This window comes from Microbacterium album (assembly GCF_014643695.1).
GTDB lineage: Bacteria > Actinomycetota > Actinomycetes > Actinomycetales > Microbacteriaceae > Microbacterium > Microbacterium album.
In genome coordinates this window covers 1-16756 of record NZ_BMJY01000011.1, presented here as the reverse complement: position 1 = coordinate 16756, position 16756 = coordinate 1, and the positions used below count along the sequence as shown (strand labels likewise).

The window sequence follows — 16756 nt, the reverse complement described above, 5'->3', positions numbered from 1 at the left end:
GAACGGGCCTCCCAATAATGGGCCAACAACCGGACTACAGCTCCCAGTGCCCGACGCGACGAGGCGTCCCGCACCTGTCCCGCCCCTGCCGTCGAGTGCTGACGCCGCAGTCCGTCGTCCCACCGCACAACCGGAAGAAGAGCGATTCAGCACATGGAGACATTCGACGTCGCCGTCGTCGGAATGGGCGCGCTCGGCAGCGCCGCCGCCTACCACCTCGCCCGCAAGGGGGTGAACGTCGTCGCGTTCGAGCAGTTCGAGCTCGGGCACGTCCGCGGCGCCTCGCACGACACGTCCCGCATCATCCGCACGTCGTACGGCAACGCCGCGTACGTGCGCCTGGCCGAGTCGGCCTACCGCGACTGGGCCGAGTTCGAGGAGGTCGCGGGCGAGCGGTTCACGAGCATCACCGGCGGCCTCGTCTTCATCCCGGAGGACGGCCCGTACTCGGCCGACGACTTCGCCCACAGCCTCGGAGACGTCGGCATTCCGTATGAGCTGCTCTCACCCGCCGAGGTGCACGACCGGTGGCCGCAGTTCTCGATCCCCGAGGGCGTGGAGACCGTCTACACCCCCGACTCCGGGATCGTCCACGCCGCCCGGTCGGTGACCGCGTTCCAGATGCAGGCGCGCGTGCACGGCGCTGTGATCCGACCCCGCACCCCCGTCGAGCGGATCACCCCCGACGACCGGGGCGTCGTCGTGCACACCCCGGACGGCGACGTCCGCGCCGGCAAGGTGATCCTCGCGACCGACGCCTGGACGAACGCACTGCTCGAGCCTCTGGGAGCGCACATCCCGCTCGTGACGATGCAGGAGCAGGTGACGTACTTCAAGCCGAAGGACCCCGACGCGTTCGATCCGTCCGCCTTCCCCGTGTGGATCTGGGAGGACGAGTCGTGCTTCTACGGCTTCCCGACCTACGGCGAGCCGACGATCAAGGCCGCCCGCGACGTCGGCAACAACTACATGACGCCGGAGCAGCGCACGTTCGTCCCCTCCGGGGAGCTGCTCGCGGAGCTGTCATCGTTCATGGGCACGACGATCCCGGACAGCGGCGAGGTGCTGCGCACCGTCACGTGCCAGTACGCGCTCACCCCGGACCGCCGGTTCGTCCTGGGGCCCCTCGACGAGCACCCCGACGTGATCCTCGCCCTCGGCGCCGGGCACGCCTTCAAGTTCACGCCCGCAATCGGGCGGATCGTCGCCGAGCGCGCCGTGGACGGCACCACCAGCGACGACATCTCCTCGTTCACCTTCGCCGACGCGCTCGCGGCGGCGGCGCGGCCGACGACCGGCGGCGGTGCCGCCGCCGCGATCGAGTGACACCGCCCGCCTGCGGGAAGAGCGGAAGGAGACGACATGCAGATCCAGCGGCGCGGCGAGGGCCACTACGACTGGAAGCTCTACGACGGCGAGGGCCGCATCGGCGTGGAGTGGTACTTCCGCCACACCACCGAGCTGCCCACGTCCGCCATGCTGTACCGCCTCGAGGCGGGCGCCGAGGAGGGTGAGCACTTCCATCTTGAGGGCGACCCCAGAAGCTGCTCCGTGGTGAGCCAGGACGAGATGTACATCGTCGTCACCGGCGAGGTCGTCGTGACGCTCGCCGGCGAGCGCTCGATACTGCGCCCCGGCGACGCCGTGTACGCCCCGCAAGGAGTGCCCCACGGCGTGAAGAACGAGTCCGCGGAGCCCGCGGAGCTGATCCTGCTCTTCGGTCCGGCGGACGGCAACCCTCTGCGCAGAGCGTAGGGGAGGACCGTGACAGCTTCCGCACCGCACCGCGAACGGCATCGAAGCGCCGGGATTCTTGCATGCCGAGCCTTCGGCCGAGGCACCGCATCCGAACTGTCACACGGACGGGGTTGCTATCACACGCACGATCATGAGTTTGCAAGAGTCTGAGGGGGCGCTTCATAATTGCGCTCAATCAAACTAAGATCAATCTTGTGCTGAACCTCGCTGACATCATCACAGCGCTCAAAGCCGGCGCCACAGGGGGGCAACTTGAGAACGAGGCGCTGGACTTCAAACAAGAAGACCCGAATGTCAAGAAGACGCTCGAAGTCATCGCAGATGCGGTCGTCTGCTTCGCGAACGCGAACGGTGGCTCGATCGTTCTCGGCATCGCCGACAACGTAGCCGGCGCGGCTGCCATCAGCGGCGTCTCCTCACGCCTCGACAGTCGGAGCATCGTCCTCGGCATCTATGAGCGCACCCGCCCCGGCCTCTCCGTGCCCATCACCGAGCACACCGTCGACGGCAAACGACTCATCGAGATCACCGTCCCGGCGGGGGCGACCTTCTATGCCAACGCCAAGGGGACCTCGACCCGACGCATCGGCACTCAGTGCCAGCCGTTTCCGCCGGAGCAGCAGCGCCAGGCACTCGCGGCACGAGGTCTGTATGACTGGTCGGAGCAGCCGTCCGGTGCCCGGCGCGTGTCCGAGGAGGAGATGGTGCGCGTGCGACGGCTGCTGCGAGCCGCCGACCGCCGAGAGCTGGCGGACCAGAGCGACCAGGCCATTCTCACGGACCTCAGGCTCCTCACCTCCGATGGACAACTCAACCGTGCCGGGCTGCTCATCGCCGGGCACGAGGACGACATCCGCGAACTGCTTCCCGCCTACGGATACTCCTATCAGTACCGCCCCTCTCCCGGCGCCGAGGCGGTCGACCGCTTCCGGGGCAGGCGACCCATCCTCGCCGCGATCGAGCAGCTCATCAATGCGATCGAGGCACGACGACAGATGCGCCCTCTCAATCTCGCAGGCGGTGTGCAGTTGCAACTCCAGGACTACCCGCAAGAGGCCGTGCGAGAACTCGTCGTCAATGCTTTCGTCCACCGCGACTTCGAGGTCGCCGGAAGCGCCGATATCGAGCAGTCTCCTGAGCAACTGCGTATCGTCAGCCCCGGCGGCCTCGTCTTCGGCGTGACGGCAGAGAACATTCTCAGCCATCCCTCAACTCCGCGGAACCGCCTGCTTCTCGAGACGGTGACCGCACTGCATGTGGCCGAACGTGCAGGTCAGGGCATCGACCGCGCCTACCGCTATCTTCTGCGGGCAGGGAAGAAGCCGCCGACGTTCACTGATTCCGGCCAGGCCGTGGAAGCACGGGTTCCCGGGGGCGCGGGCAACGACGCTTTCGCGCGTTATGTGAATGGGCACCTCCCTGACGCGCTCGCCGGCGATATCGAAGTGCTGCTGGTCCTCGACGCACTCTGCAACCAACGAGCTGCTCAGGCCGAGGCCATCGCGCCACTCCTGCAGAGATCCGTCGCTGAGGCGCAGAGCACTCTGGAACGGATGCGAGCCAGCGGGCTTCTGGAACCGACGCGGAGAACCGCAAGCAGGGCATTCCCCAACTACGTGCTCGCCAGCTCGACGCTCACTGGACTCGGCCTGGCCGTGACGTACCATCGCCGCAATGCCGACGACGCCGACGACAAGGTCATCGAGCATATCCGCGAGTACGGGTACATCACCAACCAGACGCTCCGACGTCTCTTCGACCTCGAGATGTTCCCCGCACGCGACATGCTCCGCGATCTGCAAGCCCGCGCGGTCATCGTCAAGCTGGAAGGACAGGCCCGTGGACCGGGGGTGCGCTACGGCAGAGGACCCAAGTTCCCCTCCTGACTGACGCGGCCTCCCAGGAAACGCCAGCCGCCGATGTCGGGAAGGCTCGTACCGCCGCCCAGGAGTTTCGGTTCTTCGAGAGGAGGTCGTTACGAGGGCGACGACCGGACGCGCGGATCAGGCGTCGATGACGAGGGTGGGGCCGAGGGCGCGGGAGACGCACGGATAGACGATGCCGCTGGCGTCGTCGGCACCGAGGGAATCGCGGTGCTCGGCCTGTCCCTCCAGCAGCGGGACGGCACAGGAGCCGCACACCCCGCGGAGGCAGGACGCGGGGAGCTCGATCCCGGCGCCGCCGAGGGCGTGGAGCATGCTCGATTCCGCAGGCACTTCGACCGTGACGTCCGAGGCTGCGCAGACGAGCGTGAAGGGGACGTTCGGACGGAACTGACGCAGGGCGGGCTCGAACCGTTCCACGTGCAGTGCCGACCCTCGTGGGAGCAGTGCCGCCCGCTCTTCGAGCGCGTCCACCAGGCGCGCCGGCCCGCAGGCATAGACGTCTGTGCCCGCGGCGAGGCTCCCGAGCACTTCCGCGATGTCGATGCGCGACGACTCGCCACTGACATGGACCTGCACGCGCTCGCCGAACCCCGCCAGCTCCTCGGCGAACGCGACGTCGTTGCGCGTGCGCACCAGATAGAGCAGCCGCCAGTCCGCGTTCCGGGCGGCCAGCTCGCGCGCCATCGCGAGCATCGGGGTGATCCCGATGCCGCCCGCCAGCAGCAGGTACGACCGCGCGTCCGCGAGCGGGAACATGTTCCGCGGCGAGCGCACGTACACCCGCGCACCGACCCGGAGGAAGGAGTGGATGTAGTGCGAGGCGCCGCGCGAGAGCTCCTCCCGAAGGACGGCGATGCGGTACCCGCTCGCGTCGGCGGGGTCACCGCAGAGCGAGTACTGGCGCTCGTGGCGCGTCACCAGCTGCACGTCGATGTGCGCTCCGGCTTCCCATGCAGGCAGTGGCGCTCCCGCCGGGTCCTCTAGTCGGATGCTGACGATCGACGGGGTCTGGGGAGCGATCTCCCGGACGATCAGGGGCAGCATGCCGTCCCTGCCGCGCATTCAGTACAGCTCCCGATAGGCGGCGTTCACGCTGCGGTTGATCGTGTCGCCAACCGCCTCGTCGAGACCGGACGTGCTCGCCCAGATCCGGCCCGCGTCCGGGACCTCCAGCGCCAGGTCCTGCATCTCGGGGTCCCAGAGGCCGGCCCGCAGCAGGGCTCGGCCGCAGTGCAGGTACACCTGCTCGGTGCGGATCACGATGGCCAGGTCGGGGACCGAGTGATCCTGCTCCAGCATCGACAGGATCCGCGCATCGTCCGTGACGAACGCCGCACCGTTGATCCGCAGCGTCTCCGTCATGCCCGGGACGAAGCAGAGCAGTCCAACGTGGCCGTTCTCGACGATATTGCGCATCGAGTCCGCGATCCTGTTGCCGGGCCGCTCGGGGATCACGAGCGTCTGCGGGTCCAGCGGCCGGACGAAGCCCGGGTAATCGCCCCGCGGCGAGCAGTCGCAGTTGCCCGCGGCGTCCGACGTCGACAGGCAGCAGAACGGCGAGTGCGCGAGGAAGCGCATGCAGTTCTCGTCGAGACGATCCGTGATCTTCGCGTACGCCGCGTCCGACGCGTCTCCGAGTGTCGAGCGGATCTGCGCCAGGTCCAGGGCCCGCACCTCACGGGTGGCCGGAACCGTCGGTGGGGTGATCTCGGGCATCATGTCGCCACCACTCTACGAACGCGGGGGCGCGGGCAGCGTGTCTCGCGCCGGAAGACGCAATCCGGCGGCCCGGTGTTTGCGGTTCGGCCGCCTCGGCTCACGGAGAAGACCTCGTAAGCCGCCCCTCAGGCGTCCGGTTCGCCCGAAAGCAGGCCCCTCACCCAGTCGCGGGCCTCGACGAAGACCTCGTCGGAGTAGCGGTTCGAGTAGTGGACGATCGCGCGATCGGCCCGCGGGTAGGAGCCGAGGTACACGACGTTGGGGCTGAAGCGGCGCAGGCCCATCAGCGCATCGGCCATCCGCTCGTCCCGGATGTGGCCGTCCGCGTCGATCACAAAGCGGTAGCGGCCGAGCGCGTCGCCGATCGGACGGGACTGGATCAGGCTCAGGTTGATCCCGCGCGTCGAGAACTGCTCGAGCAGCTCCAGCAGCGTGCCGGCGCGGTCCTCCGGCAGCTCGACGATGACGCTCGTCTTGTCGGCGCCCGTGGGGGCCGGGGGCACGCCGGGTCCCGTCACGAGGACGAACCTCGTGACGGCGTTCGTGTTGTCGCCGATGTTCTCCGCGAGCACGTCCACGTGATGGTGGGCCGTGATTCCGGGCGGCGCGATCGCGGCCTCCGCCGAGCTCGAGCCGTCGAGGATCCCGACCGCGCTGGCGACGTTGCTCGCGGCGGGGACGTGCTGGTGGCCGGGCAGGTGCTCGACGAGCCAGCGATGGCACTGGGCGTACGCGACCGGGTGCGCGCTCACCAGCTGCACGTCCTCGAGACGCTGACCGGGCTTGCCGACCAGGACGAAACTCACCGGCACGAGATACTCGCCCACGATGCGGAGGTTCGGGATCCGCGCGAGCGCGTCCTGCGCCGTCGACACGCCGCCGTCGATCGAGTTCTCGATCGCGATCATCGCGGCATCGCTGCGCCCCTCCGCGACGTCGGCGAGCGCCTCCCCCACGTTGTGGACGGGGCGCCAGATCTGGCCCCTCGCCTCCGGCACCTGCTCGAGCGCCGCCTCCGTGAAGGTACCGGCGGGGCCGAGATAGCTGTACGTGCGACGAGAAGCGGCATCCGACGGCATGCCCACCAGCTTAGAGCGCGCCGAGTTCCTCGACCGCGCCGCTCACCGGTCCGCTCGCGGCCTCGGCGGTCAGCTCGGCCACGAGCCGCTTGACGGTGAGCGCGGCCTCGGCCAGCGCCGCGTGCTCGTCCTCGTCGCAGTCGAGATCGTCGGGCACGGCCGATCCTCCCGCCACCGTGACGGGCAGGGCGACGAAGGACCCGCCCGGCAGGGAGGCCACGGGATCCGTGGCCGTCGAGGTCGGGAACGACCGGCCGTCCCGCAGCCGCCGGACGAGCTCGGCGACGCCCGCGGCCGTCGCGCGCGCGGACGTGCGTCCGCTGTCGAGCCGGTGCCAGCGCCCGAACCAGCCCTCGAAGTCCGCGACGATGCGCGCCCGCTGCCCGGCGTCGAGCGCGACCGGCTCATCGTCCACGCGCACGCGGCTGAAGAGGGGGACGACCTGCTCGCCGTGCAGTCCCAGCGCGAGCGCGTCCACGCGCGCGGGGTCCACGCTGAGCTCGCGGCCGATGGCGGCGCGCAGCCGCGTGGTGTCGTTCAGGGAGTACCCCAGCACGCGACCCGGTCCGCCGATCCCGGGCTCACGCGACAGCAACGCGGCCATCGCGTCGACGGGGTTCGTGACGAGCAGGATGAGGCCGGTGTCGCCGGCCGCTGCCGCCAGCGCGGGCGCGAGCGAGCGCAGCAGCGCCCAGTTGGCCGCCGCCGCGGCGCTGCGCGACTCGCCCAGCCGCTCGCCGCGCGTCGCGGCGCAGATCACCAGCTCGCTCGGCGCCTCGGGCGACGCTGTGCCGTCGTCGACGACGACGCGCAGCGCCGGGCCACCCGCCACGAGCGCGGCCTCGATCAGATCGATGCGATCCGCCTCCAGCACATTCACGCGAGGGTCGACGAGCCGCAACTCGTCGAACAGCCGCTGCCCGACCAGCTCGCTCGCGATGCTCGCTCCGATGCCTCCCGCCGCGCCGAAGATCGTGACCGAGGTCATGCCGTGAGGGTCCGGGTCTGGAGGGCGCGCACGCCCGCTCCGCTGTTCGCTTGCGCGGTTACTCCGGGATGCATCGTGTCTTTCCTCGCGGGACGGCGCCGTCCGATCCGGCGCGCCCTCGCGCCAGTGCCTCCACGCTAGCCGCCCGCGGGCGCCGACGCCATGGCGGGATCCTCCGCCCGAGACCGCCGATGCGGTGCGGGCTTCGGCCCGGGAGCCTCGTCGCCGGGTGCCCCTCGCACGAGAATCGGGCGTCGGCGTGGCACACTGTCGGCATGACGAGCCGAGCCGGACTTCCCGCCGAAGCAACCGATCTCACCGACGTCGACGCGCTGATCGGCGCGTACTACGACCGGACGCCCGACCCGTCGAAGCCGGCCGAGCGGGTCTCGTTCGGCACGAGCGGCCACCGCGGCTCGAGCCTCAACGGCAGCTTCAACGAGCACCACATCCTCGCCACGACGCAGGCGATCGTCGACTACCGCACGGCCCAGGGCATCCGGGGCCCGCTGTTCCTCGGCCGCGACACGCACGCCCTCTCGCTGCCCGCGGAGCGCAACGCGATCGAGGTGCTCGTGGGCAACGGGGTGGACGTGCGCATCGACGCGCGCGACTCGTGGGTGCCGACGCCGGCGCTCAGCCACGCGATCCTCACGCACAACCGCGGCCTCGACGCTGCGGCCCCCGAGCGCGCCGACGGCATCGTCGTCACGCCGAGCCACAACCCGCCCTCCGACGGCGGCTTCAAGTACAACCCTCCGCACGGCGGCCCTGCCGACACCGATGCGACCTCGTGGATCGCGGCCCGCGCCAACGACCTCATGGAGGCGGGGCTGGAGGGCGTGCGACGCGTACGCTTCGCGGACCTCGACGCCGACGCGCTGGCCACCCACGACTTCCGAGACGCCTACGTGCGCGACCTCGCCTCGATCATCGACATCGACGCCATCCGGGCCGCGGGCGTGCGGATCGGTGCGGACCCGCTGGGCGGCGCGTCGGTCGAGTACTGGGCGCTGATCGCCGAGCTCTACGGCCTCGACCTCACCGTGGTGAACCCGGACGTGGATCCGACATGGCGGTTCATGACGCTGGACTGGGACGAGAAGATCCGCATGGACCCGTCCTCGCCCTCGGCGATGGCGGCACTCGTCGCCCGGCGCGCCGAGTTCGACCTCCTCACCGGGAACGACGCCGACGCCGACCGGCACGGCATCGTGACCCCCGATGCCGGGCTCATGAACCCGAACCACTACCTCGCGGTCGCGGTCGACTACCTCTTCTCGCACCGCCCCGGCTGGGCCGCCGACGCCGCCGTGGGCAAGACGCTGGTGTCGTCGATGATGATCGACAAGGTCACGGCGGCGCTCGGTCGCCGCCTGCTCGAGGTGCCCGTGGGCTTCAAGTGGTTCGTGCCGGGGCTGCTGGACGGCTCGGTCGCGTTCGGCGGCGAGGAGTCGGCCGGGGCCTCTTTCCTGCGCAAGGACGGGACCGTCTGGACGACCGACAAGGACGGCATCCTGCTGTGCCTGCTGGCCGCCGAGATCCTCGCCGTCACGGGCAAGACGCCGTCACAGCGGTATGCCGAGCTCGAGGCCGAGTACGGTGCACCCGCCTACCAGCGCGTGGACGCCGCGGCGACGCCCGAGCAGAAAGCAGCGCTCGCGAAACTCGGACCGGATGCCGTGACCGCCTCCACGCTCGCGGGCGAGGAGATCACCGCCAAGCTCTCGCACGCGCCCGGCAACGACGCGGCGATCGGCGGCCTCAAGGTGCAGACCGCGAGCGCGTGGTTCGCCGCCCGCCCCTCCGGCACCGAGGACGTCTACAAGCTCTACGCGGAGTCGCTGCGCGGCGAGGAGCACCTCCGCCAGGTACAGGACGAGGCCCGCGCGGTGGTCACGGCCGCGCTGGAGGGCTGACCGCCGCGCCACCGCACACGGAGAGCCTGGTCGAGGCCTTCCACTCGGCGATCACCGGGCGTCCCTCCCTGGGTCTCATCGACTCGCCGGAGTGGATGCGCCTGCGCTTCCTGGATCCCCGGATGCGTCCCGGCGGCATCGCCGATCTGTCGACGGGCGTGGAGGAGCTCGCCGGACTCACGCGGCCGCGGTCGACCCCTGATCGCACGGGATGTGCGCGCGGACCCCCTGGAGCGCTTACGTCCCGAGACGATAGACTTGCCTACGAATAATCAACCGGAGGAAAGATGGCCGCCAAGACTGTGGGAATCGCCGTCGATGACGAGCTGCGTCCGGCGCTCGACGAGGTCGTGACGCACTTCGCGCACGGCAACCGTAGCGAGTTCCTACGGCTCGCGGTTCGCGAGTTCCAGGCCCGCCTCCGGCTGGAACAGCTGCACGCGCTCCGCGACACGGCGCGCTCCGAGCGGGATGGCCGCATCTACTCCCCGGATGAGGTCACTGCGCTGATCGAGAGCGCCCTCACCCGCGACCAGTCGTGATCCAGCCTGGCACTCCCGTCGTCTTCGACATCAACGTCTACCTCGACTACATCCTCGCGGGCGACGGCTCCTGGCCGCTGCTGCCCGAGATCCCCCCGACGACGGACAACGCCGCCGCCGACGCGGTCTCGCTGGCGTTTGCAGGGACCTTCCGTCTCTACGCTTCTCCCCACATCCTGCGCAACGTCGCCCGCGTGATGATGGCGGCCGGACAATCCTCCCGAACCACGGTGCGATTCGCGGAGGCGATCGCGGAGATGTGTGCCTTCTCCGGCGGGGCCGTGCTCGACCCCGATGTCCGAGATCGCGCGATCGGCGATCACGAGGACAACCACATCCTGTCCCTGGCCGCGGACCCGAGCGTGGACGCGCTCATCGTCGTCAGCCGCGACCGGCACCTCCTTGACCTCGGCCCCGCGTGGAACGGGCGGCTCATGATGACGCCGCGCGACTTCGTACGTCGCGTCGTCAGCCGCTGACTGTCCGCGTGCGCCGCGTGTGGGGGTGGGGAGTTCTCCCCACCGTGACACGCCGCCGGTCACGCGCCGTTCACCTGCCGGTCGCTCGGATCTCACCGGCGCGGGCGCAACGTGGACGCATGAGCACGCAGATTCACGAAGACGCGTCCCGACCGGGACGCCGCCCCCTGCTGAACCTCCTCATGGCGGGACGCACACACGGCAAGCGCAGCCCTGTGACCTGCCTTTACAAGTGCGACAACGCCTGTTTCCACCCTGTCCCGAACACCTCCGACAATCCGTACTTCCGCGACATCGCGAGCGCCGCGCTCAGCCGCCGCGCGGTGCTGGCCGGCGGTGCCGCCGCGGGCGCCCTCGTGATCGCGGGCACCGTCGTCGGCGGGGCGGACTCCGCGTCCGCCACCACGGCGCAGGCGGTCGGCAAGGGCGGCGGGCGGGCCTTCGGATTCCAGCCCATCGCGCCCGTGCCCGCGGACGTCGACGAGGTCACGGTGCCGGCGGGCTTCCGCTGGCATCCGGTCATCCGCTGGGGCGATCCGCTGTTCGATCCCGCAGACGTCTTCGACCCCGAGCGCCAGACCGCCGAGAAGCAGGCGCGGCAGTTCGGATACAACAACGACTACCTCGACATCATCGTGGAGCCGAACGGCAAGCGCGCCGTGCTCGTGGCGAACCAGGAGTACACGAACTTCGGGATCATGTTCCCGCCCGCCCGGAGCGAGGAGGAGCGGCTCGAGCAGCTGCGCGTGACGAAGGCGGCCCACGGCATGGCGGTCGTCGAGCTCGAGCGCCGCCACAGGGGCGAGCCGTGGACCTACGTCGTGGGCGGCCGCCGCAACCGCCGCATCACGGCCGACACCCCCATGGCTCTCGACGGTCCCGCCGCCGGATCCGACCTGCTGCGGACGGTCGAGGACCCGACGGGCCGCTGGGTGCGCGGCACCCTCGGGAACTGCGCCGGCGGCACGACGCCGTGGGGCACGGTGCTGTCGGGCGAGGAGAACTTCAACGGCTACTTCCGCTCGGCCGGGACCTCGGCCTCCGAGCGCCGCTACGGCCTGAGCCCCTCGGAGTCGAGCTACGGCTGGGAGGCTGTCGACCCCCGCTTCGACGCGCGCCGGCCCGGCTACGAGAACGAGCCGAACCGCTTCGGGTGGATCGTCGAGGTCGATCCCGACCACCCGGACGAGCCGCCCGTGAAGCACACCGCGCTCGGGCGCATGAAGCACGAGGGTGCCAACGTCATCGTCGGCCGGACGGGTCACGTGGCGGCGTACATGGGCGACGACGAGCGCTTCGACTACCTGTACAAGTTCGTGTCGAAGGACACGTTCCGCTCCGGAAAGAGCGCGAAGGCGCGCGCGCACAACAAGACCCTGCTATCGGCCGGATCGCTGTACGTCGCGCGCTTCTCCGGCGACTCTCCCATCGAGGAGATCACCGGCACGGGCGCGCTGCCGTCGGACGGGAAGTTCGACGGCACGGGCGAGTGGGTGCCGCTCATGATCGACGGAGCCAGCGCGGTCCCCGGCTTCACGGTCGAGGAGGTGCTGGTGCACACCCGCCTGGCCGCCGACGCCGTCGGCGCCACGAAGATGGATCGCTGCGAGGACGTCGAGCCCAACCCGCGCACGGGCCGCGTGTACGTCGCGTGCACCAACAACACCGCCCGCGGCACCGGCTCGAACGAGGGCGCGACGGAGGCCAACCCGCGCAACGACAATCGCGACGGCCACGTGATCGAGATCACCGAGGCGGGCGGCGACGCGCGCGCCACGACCTTCGGATGGAGCATCCTGCTGCTGTGCGGCGATCCCGCGACCAACGCGTACACGTACTTCGCCGGCTTCCCGGCCGACCGCGTCTCGCCGATCTCGTGCCCCGACAACGTCGCGTTCGACTCGGCGGGCGACCTGTGGATCTCCACCGACGGCGCCCCGGGCACGATCGGCTACAACGACGGCCTGTTCCGCGTGCCGCTCGAGGGCCCCGAGCGCGGGCGCGTGCAGCAGTTCCTCTCCGTGCCGCGCGAGGCGGAGACCTGCGGCCCCGTGATCCACGACACTGACGGCAGCGTCTTCGTCGCCGTGCAGCACCCGGGCGAGGACGGATCGTGGGACGCGCAGCACTCGTTCTTCCCCGACTACGTGACCCCGGGCAGCCTCGCGGGCGGCAAGTGGGGCGGGCCGCGCCCCGCGGTCATCCAGGTGACCCGCGCCTGATCCCCGCGCGCGAACGCCCCCCGGCTCCGGAAGGGGCCGCGGGGCGTTCGCGCGTGTGGGACAGGCGTCAGCCGATACGGACGCCCGCGTCGGCCGGGTCCAGCAGCAGCCAGCGCCATCCGTACGGCTCGAGGTCGAACGTGACCGACGCCGACGCGTCGATGCGCTCGCCCGTGAGCCGGTCGGTCAGGAACGCATCGGCGGACCGGTCAGCGTCGAGCGTGACCCGCACGGTCCCGCCCTCGCCCGACAGGTCGTGCAGCGCCAGCATCGACCACTCCGCGCCGCGGCACACGTGGGAGAGCAGCCCCGCGGGTCCGCCGTCGAGCATCTCGAGGCTCGACCACGCCTGCTGGGGCGTGTCGCGATAGAGGCGGCTCAGCCGGCGGATGTGGGACCAGAGCGATCCCGGGTCGGCGCGCTGGTCCGCGACGTTCACGTGCTCCCGGCCGTACTCGCCCTGCACCTCGGCGCGCACCCAGTCCTCGGGCGGCGCGGTGGAGAACCCGCCCTCGCGCGACCACTGCATCGGGGTGCGAACGGCAAGGCGTCCGTGCAGGTCCAGGTTCTCGCCCATCCCGATCTCCTCGCCGTAGAACAGGACGGGGGCGTCCGGCAGCGAGAACATGAACGCGTAGACCATGCGCACCGCGCGCTCGTCGCCGAGCATCGGGGGCAGGCGGCGACGGATGCCGCGGCCGTACACGCGCATGTCCTCGTCGGGGGCGAACGCCTCGAAGACCTCGTCCCGCTCCTCGTCCGAGAGCTGGTCGAGCGTGAGCTCGTCGTGGTTGCGCACGAAGCTCGCCCACTGGTGCGACGCGTCCGCGGGCGGGCGCGAGCGCAGCATCTCGGCGAGCGGGGCGGCCTCGCCGCGCGCCAGCGCGAGGTACAGGCGCTGCATGGAGGGGAAGTCGAACTGCAGGTGCAGGCCCTCGTTGGGGTCGCCGAACCAGTCCATCTGCCGCTCGTGCGTGACGTTGACCTCACCGAGCAGCACGGCCTCCCCGCTGCGTCGCGACACGAAGCCGCGCACGCGGGCGAGGTGCTCCAGGCCGTCGTACTCGGCGACCTCGCCGTCCTCGTCACCCGCCCCCGATTCGGTCGGGCTGCTGCTGAACAGGAACGGCACCGAGTCGAAGCGGAAGCCGGCGACCCCGATCTCCAGCCACAGACCCAGGTTCTTCTCGATCTCCCGCCGCACCTGCGGGTGCTCCACGTTGAGGTCGGGCTGGTAGCGCAGGAAGTGGTGGAGGTAGTACTGGCCGGTCTTCTCGTCGAGCGACCACGTGCTGTCCTCCTGGTCCGGGAAGAACGGCGGATGCGGATCCTCGGGCGGCTCGTCGCGCCACACGTACCAGTGCCGCTTCGGGTCGTCCTTCGACCGACGGGCCTGCTCGAACCACGGGTGCTTGTCCGACGTGTGGTTCATGACGAAGTCGATGATGATGCGGATGCCGTGCGACCGGGCGACGCGGATGAGCTCGACGAGGTCCCCCAGCGAGCCGACCCGCGGATCGACCGTGAAGTAGTCGGTGACGTCGTAGCCGTCGTCCTTGTGCTCGGTCGGGAAGAACGGCATGAGCCACAGGCACGTGATGCCGAGGTCAGCCAGGTAGGGCACGCGCGAGATGAGGCCGGGGATGTCGCCCACGCCGTCGCCGTCGGAGTCCTGAAAGATCTCGACATCCAGGCAGTAGTAGACGGCGTGCCGCCACCAGAGGTCGGCCGTGTCGATCGGTGCGGGGCGGCTCATGCGACGCTCCTCAGCTCGGGGAGGACGCGTTCGCCGAACGTGTCGATGAACGACTCCTGGGCATCGGCGTCTGCACCCACCTGGTGCAGCATGACCTCGTCGAACCCGACGTCGGCGAGCTCCGCGATGCGGTCGCGGTGCACGGACGGGTCGCCCGAGACGATCATGGCGGCCCTCAGGTCCTCGTCCGTGATGTCGGCGGTGTGCGTGAGGAAGTCCTCGGGCGTCGGGATGTCCCACGTCTGGTGCGGCGGCAGCGCCCCGTTCGGCCAGTCGCGACGCGCCATCTCGAGCGATTGCCGGTCGTCCCGCCCCCAGGCGAGGTGCACCTGCAGGCGCAGCGGACCGCGTCCGCCCGCCTCGCGGTACGCGTGGACGACCTCCCGCAGCGCGCGCGGGTCCGAGCCGACGGTGATCAGCCCGTCCGCCCATTCGGCATGCCGGGCGGCGGACTGCGGGGAGACGGCCGCCGCGACGAGCGGCGGGGCCTGCTCCGGCAGCGACCACAGCTTGGCGCGGCTCACACGCACCTCGCCGTCGTGCGTGACCTCCTCTCCCGAGAGCAGCGCGCGGATCACCTCGGCGCACTCCCGCAGCCTCACCTCCCGCGCCTCCTTCTCGGGCCAGGGCTCGCCCGTGACGTGCTCGTTGAGCGCCTCGCCCGACCCGAGCGCCGCCCAGAACCGTCCGGGGAACATCTCGCCGAGCGTGGCGATCGCATGCGCGGTCGTGACCGGGTGGGTGAGATACCCGGGAGCGGTCACGACCCCGAACGGCAGCGGCGTGGCGGCCAGCGCGGCGCCGAGCCAGGTCCACGCGTGCCCGCTGTGCCCCTGCTGCGGGGTCCACGGCGCCAGGTGATCCGAGCTCATGGCGGCATCGAATCCCGCCTCGTGTGCGCGGACGACGTGCCGGAGCAGGCGGGACGGCGCGATCTGCTCGTGGGAACAGTGGTATCCGAAGAGCGTCATGCCTCCATGCGACCGCAGTGCCGGGCGGGCGGCAAGGGGCTTGCGGGGGGCGGTGCCCTCCCCCTCCCGGGTATCCACCGGATCGCTCAGGGCGGACGGCGGATCGTCCTCAGGCGCGGGCGGAGTCCTTGCGCCGCGCCCAGCGGGCGGGGCGGTCGGGGCCGTCCCAGACCTGCACGATGCCCCAGGCGACCGCGGTGAGCGGCACCGCGAGCACGGCCCCGATGACGCCGCTGAGCACGGTGCCGATCGTCAGGGCGATCAGGACGACCAGGGCGTTCAGCTTGAGCGCCCTGCCCATCACGACGGGCTGGAGCAGGTTGCCCTCGAGCTGGTTCACCGCGATCACGATGCCGACCACGACGAGGGCGATGACCGGACCGCTCGCGACCAGCGCGACGAGCGCGGCGAGCGTCCCGGCGAGGGTCGCGCCGACGATGGGGATGAACGCGAGCAGGAACACCAGCACCGCCAGGGCGGGCCACAGAGGCACCTGCAGGATCCAGAGGCCGATGCCGATGCCGATCGCGTCGACCGCCGCAACCGTCGCCGTGCCCCGGACATACGAGCCGAGCGTGTCGACCGTCTTGCGACCCGCGCGGGTGGCCCGGTCGTACCACTCGCCCGTGAAGGGGCGGCGCAGGAACTCCCAGATCGCGGGGCCGTCCTTGAGGAAGAAGAAGAGCACGACCACCATCAGCACGAAGCCGGTGACGAAGCTCGCCACGGCGCTGACTCCGGCGACGGCGCCGCTGCCGAACTGTGCGCTGGTCAGGAAGTCGGTGAGCGCGCCCAGCCACTCGTCGATCTGCTCCTGCGTCGGCGCGAAGGGAAGGGTGTTGACCCATTCGAGCACCTGCATGACGCCGTCCTGGGCCTGCGTGTACAGCTCGTCCCACTGGTCTCGCACGGCCCAGACGATGAGCCATCCGACCGCACCCAGCGCGAGCACGATCGCGAGCAGGACGATGATGGTGGCGAGCACGGCCGGCAGCCGGCTGCGCAGCCTGGACATGACGGGCTCGAACGCGCTGGCGAAGATGAGCGCCAACAGGACCGGGATCACGACGAGCGTCAGGTTGCGCAGACCCCAGATCACACCCGCGGCGAGCACGACGACCGCGATGATCTGTATCGCGCGGGTCGCCAACGTGCCCAGGCTGTCGGTCCAGAGCGTCCGGGCGGCGGGCGGCGGGGTCGGCTGCGCCGGCGCCTCCACCCTCACCTGGGGCGCGCGTCTCCTCCACAGCATGCAGTCCTCCTCCGCGCGGGGCGTCGTGTGCTCCCATCCTGGCCGTCGTCCTCCCGGCCGTCCACCTCTTGCGCCGACGGCGCGCTTGCGCCTAAGGCACCGCGACTAGCTGTGATGTCCAGGGACGTTGTTTCCCGACACGGGGCTGAGCTTGTGCTGGGGTGAGGGCCTCCGGTTGTGAAGTG

Annotated in this window: 14 protein-coding genes; 7 read left to right on the top strand and 7 right to left on the bottom strand. The window is 70.5% G+C overall.

The window, feature by feature from the left end:
- Positions 1–153 precede the first annotated feature (153 nt).
- From solA to IEX37_RS11740, 3 genes are all read left to right on the top strand, one after another.
- Positions 154–1326 carry an N-methyl-L-tryptophan oxidase gene (gene solA, locus IEX37_RS11750; RefSeq protein ID WP_188756469.1) on the top strand — a complete coding sequence of 391 codons (1173 nt, stop codon included), beginning with the start codon at positions 154–156 and terminating at the stop codon, positions 1324–1326.
- A 36-nt stretch (positions 1327–1362) separates the two neighbouring features.
- Entirely contained in the window at positions 1363–1755 is a 393-nt protein-coding gene (locus tag IEX37_RS11745) for a cupin domain-containing protein (protein WP_188756468.1), read from the top strand.
- A gap of 197 nt (positions 1756–1952) precedes the next feature.
- Positions 1953–3644 carry an RNA/DNA-binding domain-containing protein gene (locus tag IEX37_RS11740; protein WP_188756467.1) on the top strand — a complete coding sequence of 564 codons (1692 nt, stop codon included), beginning with the start codon at positions 1953–1955 and terminating at the stop codon, positions 3642–3644.
- Positions 3645–3761: 117 nt separating this feature from the next.
- Here the strand turns inward: IEX37_RS11740 and IEX37_RS11735 are convergent, their stop codons facing one another.
- From IEX37_RS11735 to IEX37_RS11720, 4 genes are all read right to left on the bottom strand, one after another.
- Entirely contained in the window at positions 3762–4706 is a 945-nt protein-coding gene (locus IEX37_RS11735) for a PDR/VanB family oxidoreductase (RefSeq protein WP_229663231.1), read from the bottom strand.
- Positions 4707–5363 (bottom strand): MSMEG_1061 family FMN-dependent PPOX-type flavoprotein, encoded by a 657-nt coding sequence (locus IEX37_RS11730; RefSeq protein WP_229663230.1) that lies wholly within the window; start codon positions 5361–5363, stop codon positions 4707–4709.
- Between the two features lie 125 nt (positions 5364–5488).
- Positions 5489–6442, bottom strand: a complete 954-nt coding sequence (gene pheA / locus IEX37_RS11725; RefSeq protein WP_188756466.1) for a prephenate dehydratase — start codon at positions 6440–6442, stop codon at positions 5489–5491.
- A 10-nt stretch (positions 6443–6452) separates the two neighbouring features.
- Entirely contained in the window at positions 6453–7430 is a 978-nt protein-coding gene (locus tag IEX37_RS11720) for a lactate/malate family dehydrogenase (RefSeq protein ID WP_188756465.1), read from the bottom strand.
- Between the two features lie 275 nt (positions 7431–7705).
- Between IEX37_RS11720 and pgm the strand changes: the two genes are divergently transcribed.
- From pgm to IEX37_RS11700, 4 genes are all read left to right on the top strand, one after another.
- Positions 7706–9349, top strand: coding sequence for a phosphoglucomutase (alpha-D-glucose-1,6-bisphosphate-dependent) (gene pgm / locus IEX37_RS11715; RefSeq protein ID WP_188756464.1), 1644 nt, complete (start codon positions 7706–7708; stop codon positions 9347–9349).
- 287 nt (positions 9350–9636) lie between these two features.
- Positions 9637–9891 (top strand): ribbon-helix-helix domain-containing protein, encoded by a 255-nt coding sequence (locus IEX37_RS11710; RefSeq protein ID WP_188756463.1) that lies wholly within the window; start codon positions 9637–9639, stop codon positions 9889–9891.
- On the top strand, positions 9888–10370 hold the full coding sequence (locus IEX37_RS11705; RefSeq protein WP_188756462.1) for a PIN domain-containing protein: 483 nt from the start codon (positions 9888–9890) through the stop codon (positions 10368–10370). The genes IEX37_RS11710 and IEX37_RS11705 overlap by 4 nt, the downstream gene beginning before the upstream one ends.
- Before the next feature lie 119 nt (positions 10371–10489).
- A complete protein-coding gene (locus IEX37_RS11700; protein WP_188756461.1) occupies positions 10490–12592 on the top strand; it encodes a PhoX family protein in 2103 nt (700 codons plus the stop codon).
- A 67-nt stretch (positions 12593–12659) separates the two neighbouring features.
- On the opposite strand, the gene IEX37_RS11695 is transcribed toward IEX37_RS11700, so the two are convergent.
- The 3 genes from IEX37_RS11695 to IEX37_RS11685 form a co-directional block, all read right to left on the bottom strand.
- Complete coding sequence (locus IEX37_RS11695) at positions 12660–14348, bottom strand: alpha-amylase family glycosyl hydrolase (protein ID WP_188756460.1); 1689 nt, start codon at positions 14346–14348, stop codon at positions 12660–12662.
- On the bottom strand, positions 14345–15319 hold the full coding sequence (locus IEX37_RS11690) for a TIGR03885 family FMN-dependent LLM class oxidoreductase (RefSeq protein WP_188756459.1): 975 nt from the start codon (positions 15317–15319) through the stop codon (positions 14345–14347). The genes IEX37_RS11695 and IEX37_RS11690 overlap by 4 nt, the downstream gene beginning before the upstream one ends.
- 109 nt (positions 15320–15428) lie before the next feature.
- Positions 15429–16571: an AI-2E family transporter gene (locus tag IEX37_RS11685; RefSeq protein ID WP_188756458.1), complete on the bottom strand. Its 1143-nt coding sequence runs from the start codon at positions 16569–16571 to the stop codon at positions 15429–15431.
- Between the last annotated feature and the right edge of the window lie 185 nt (positions 16572–16756).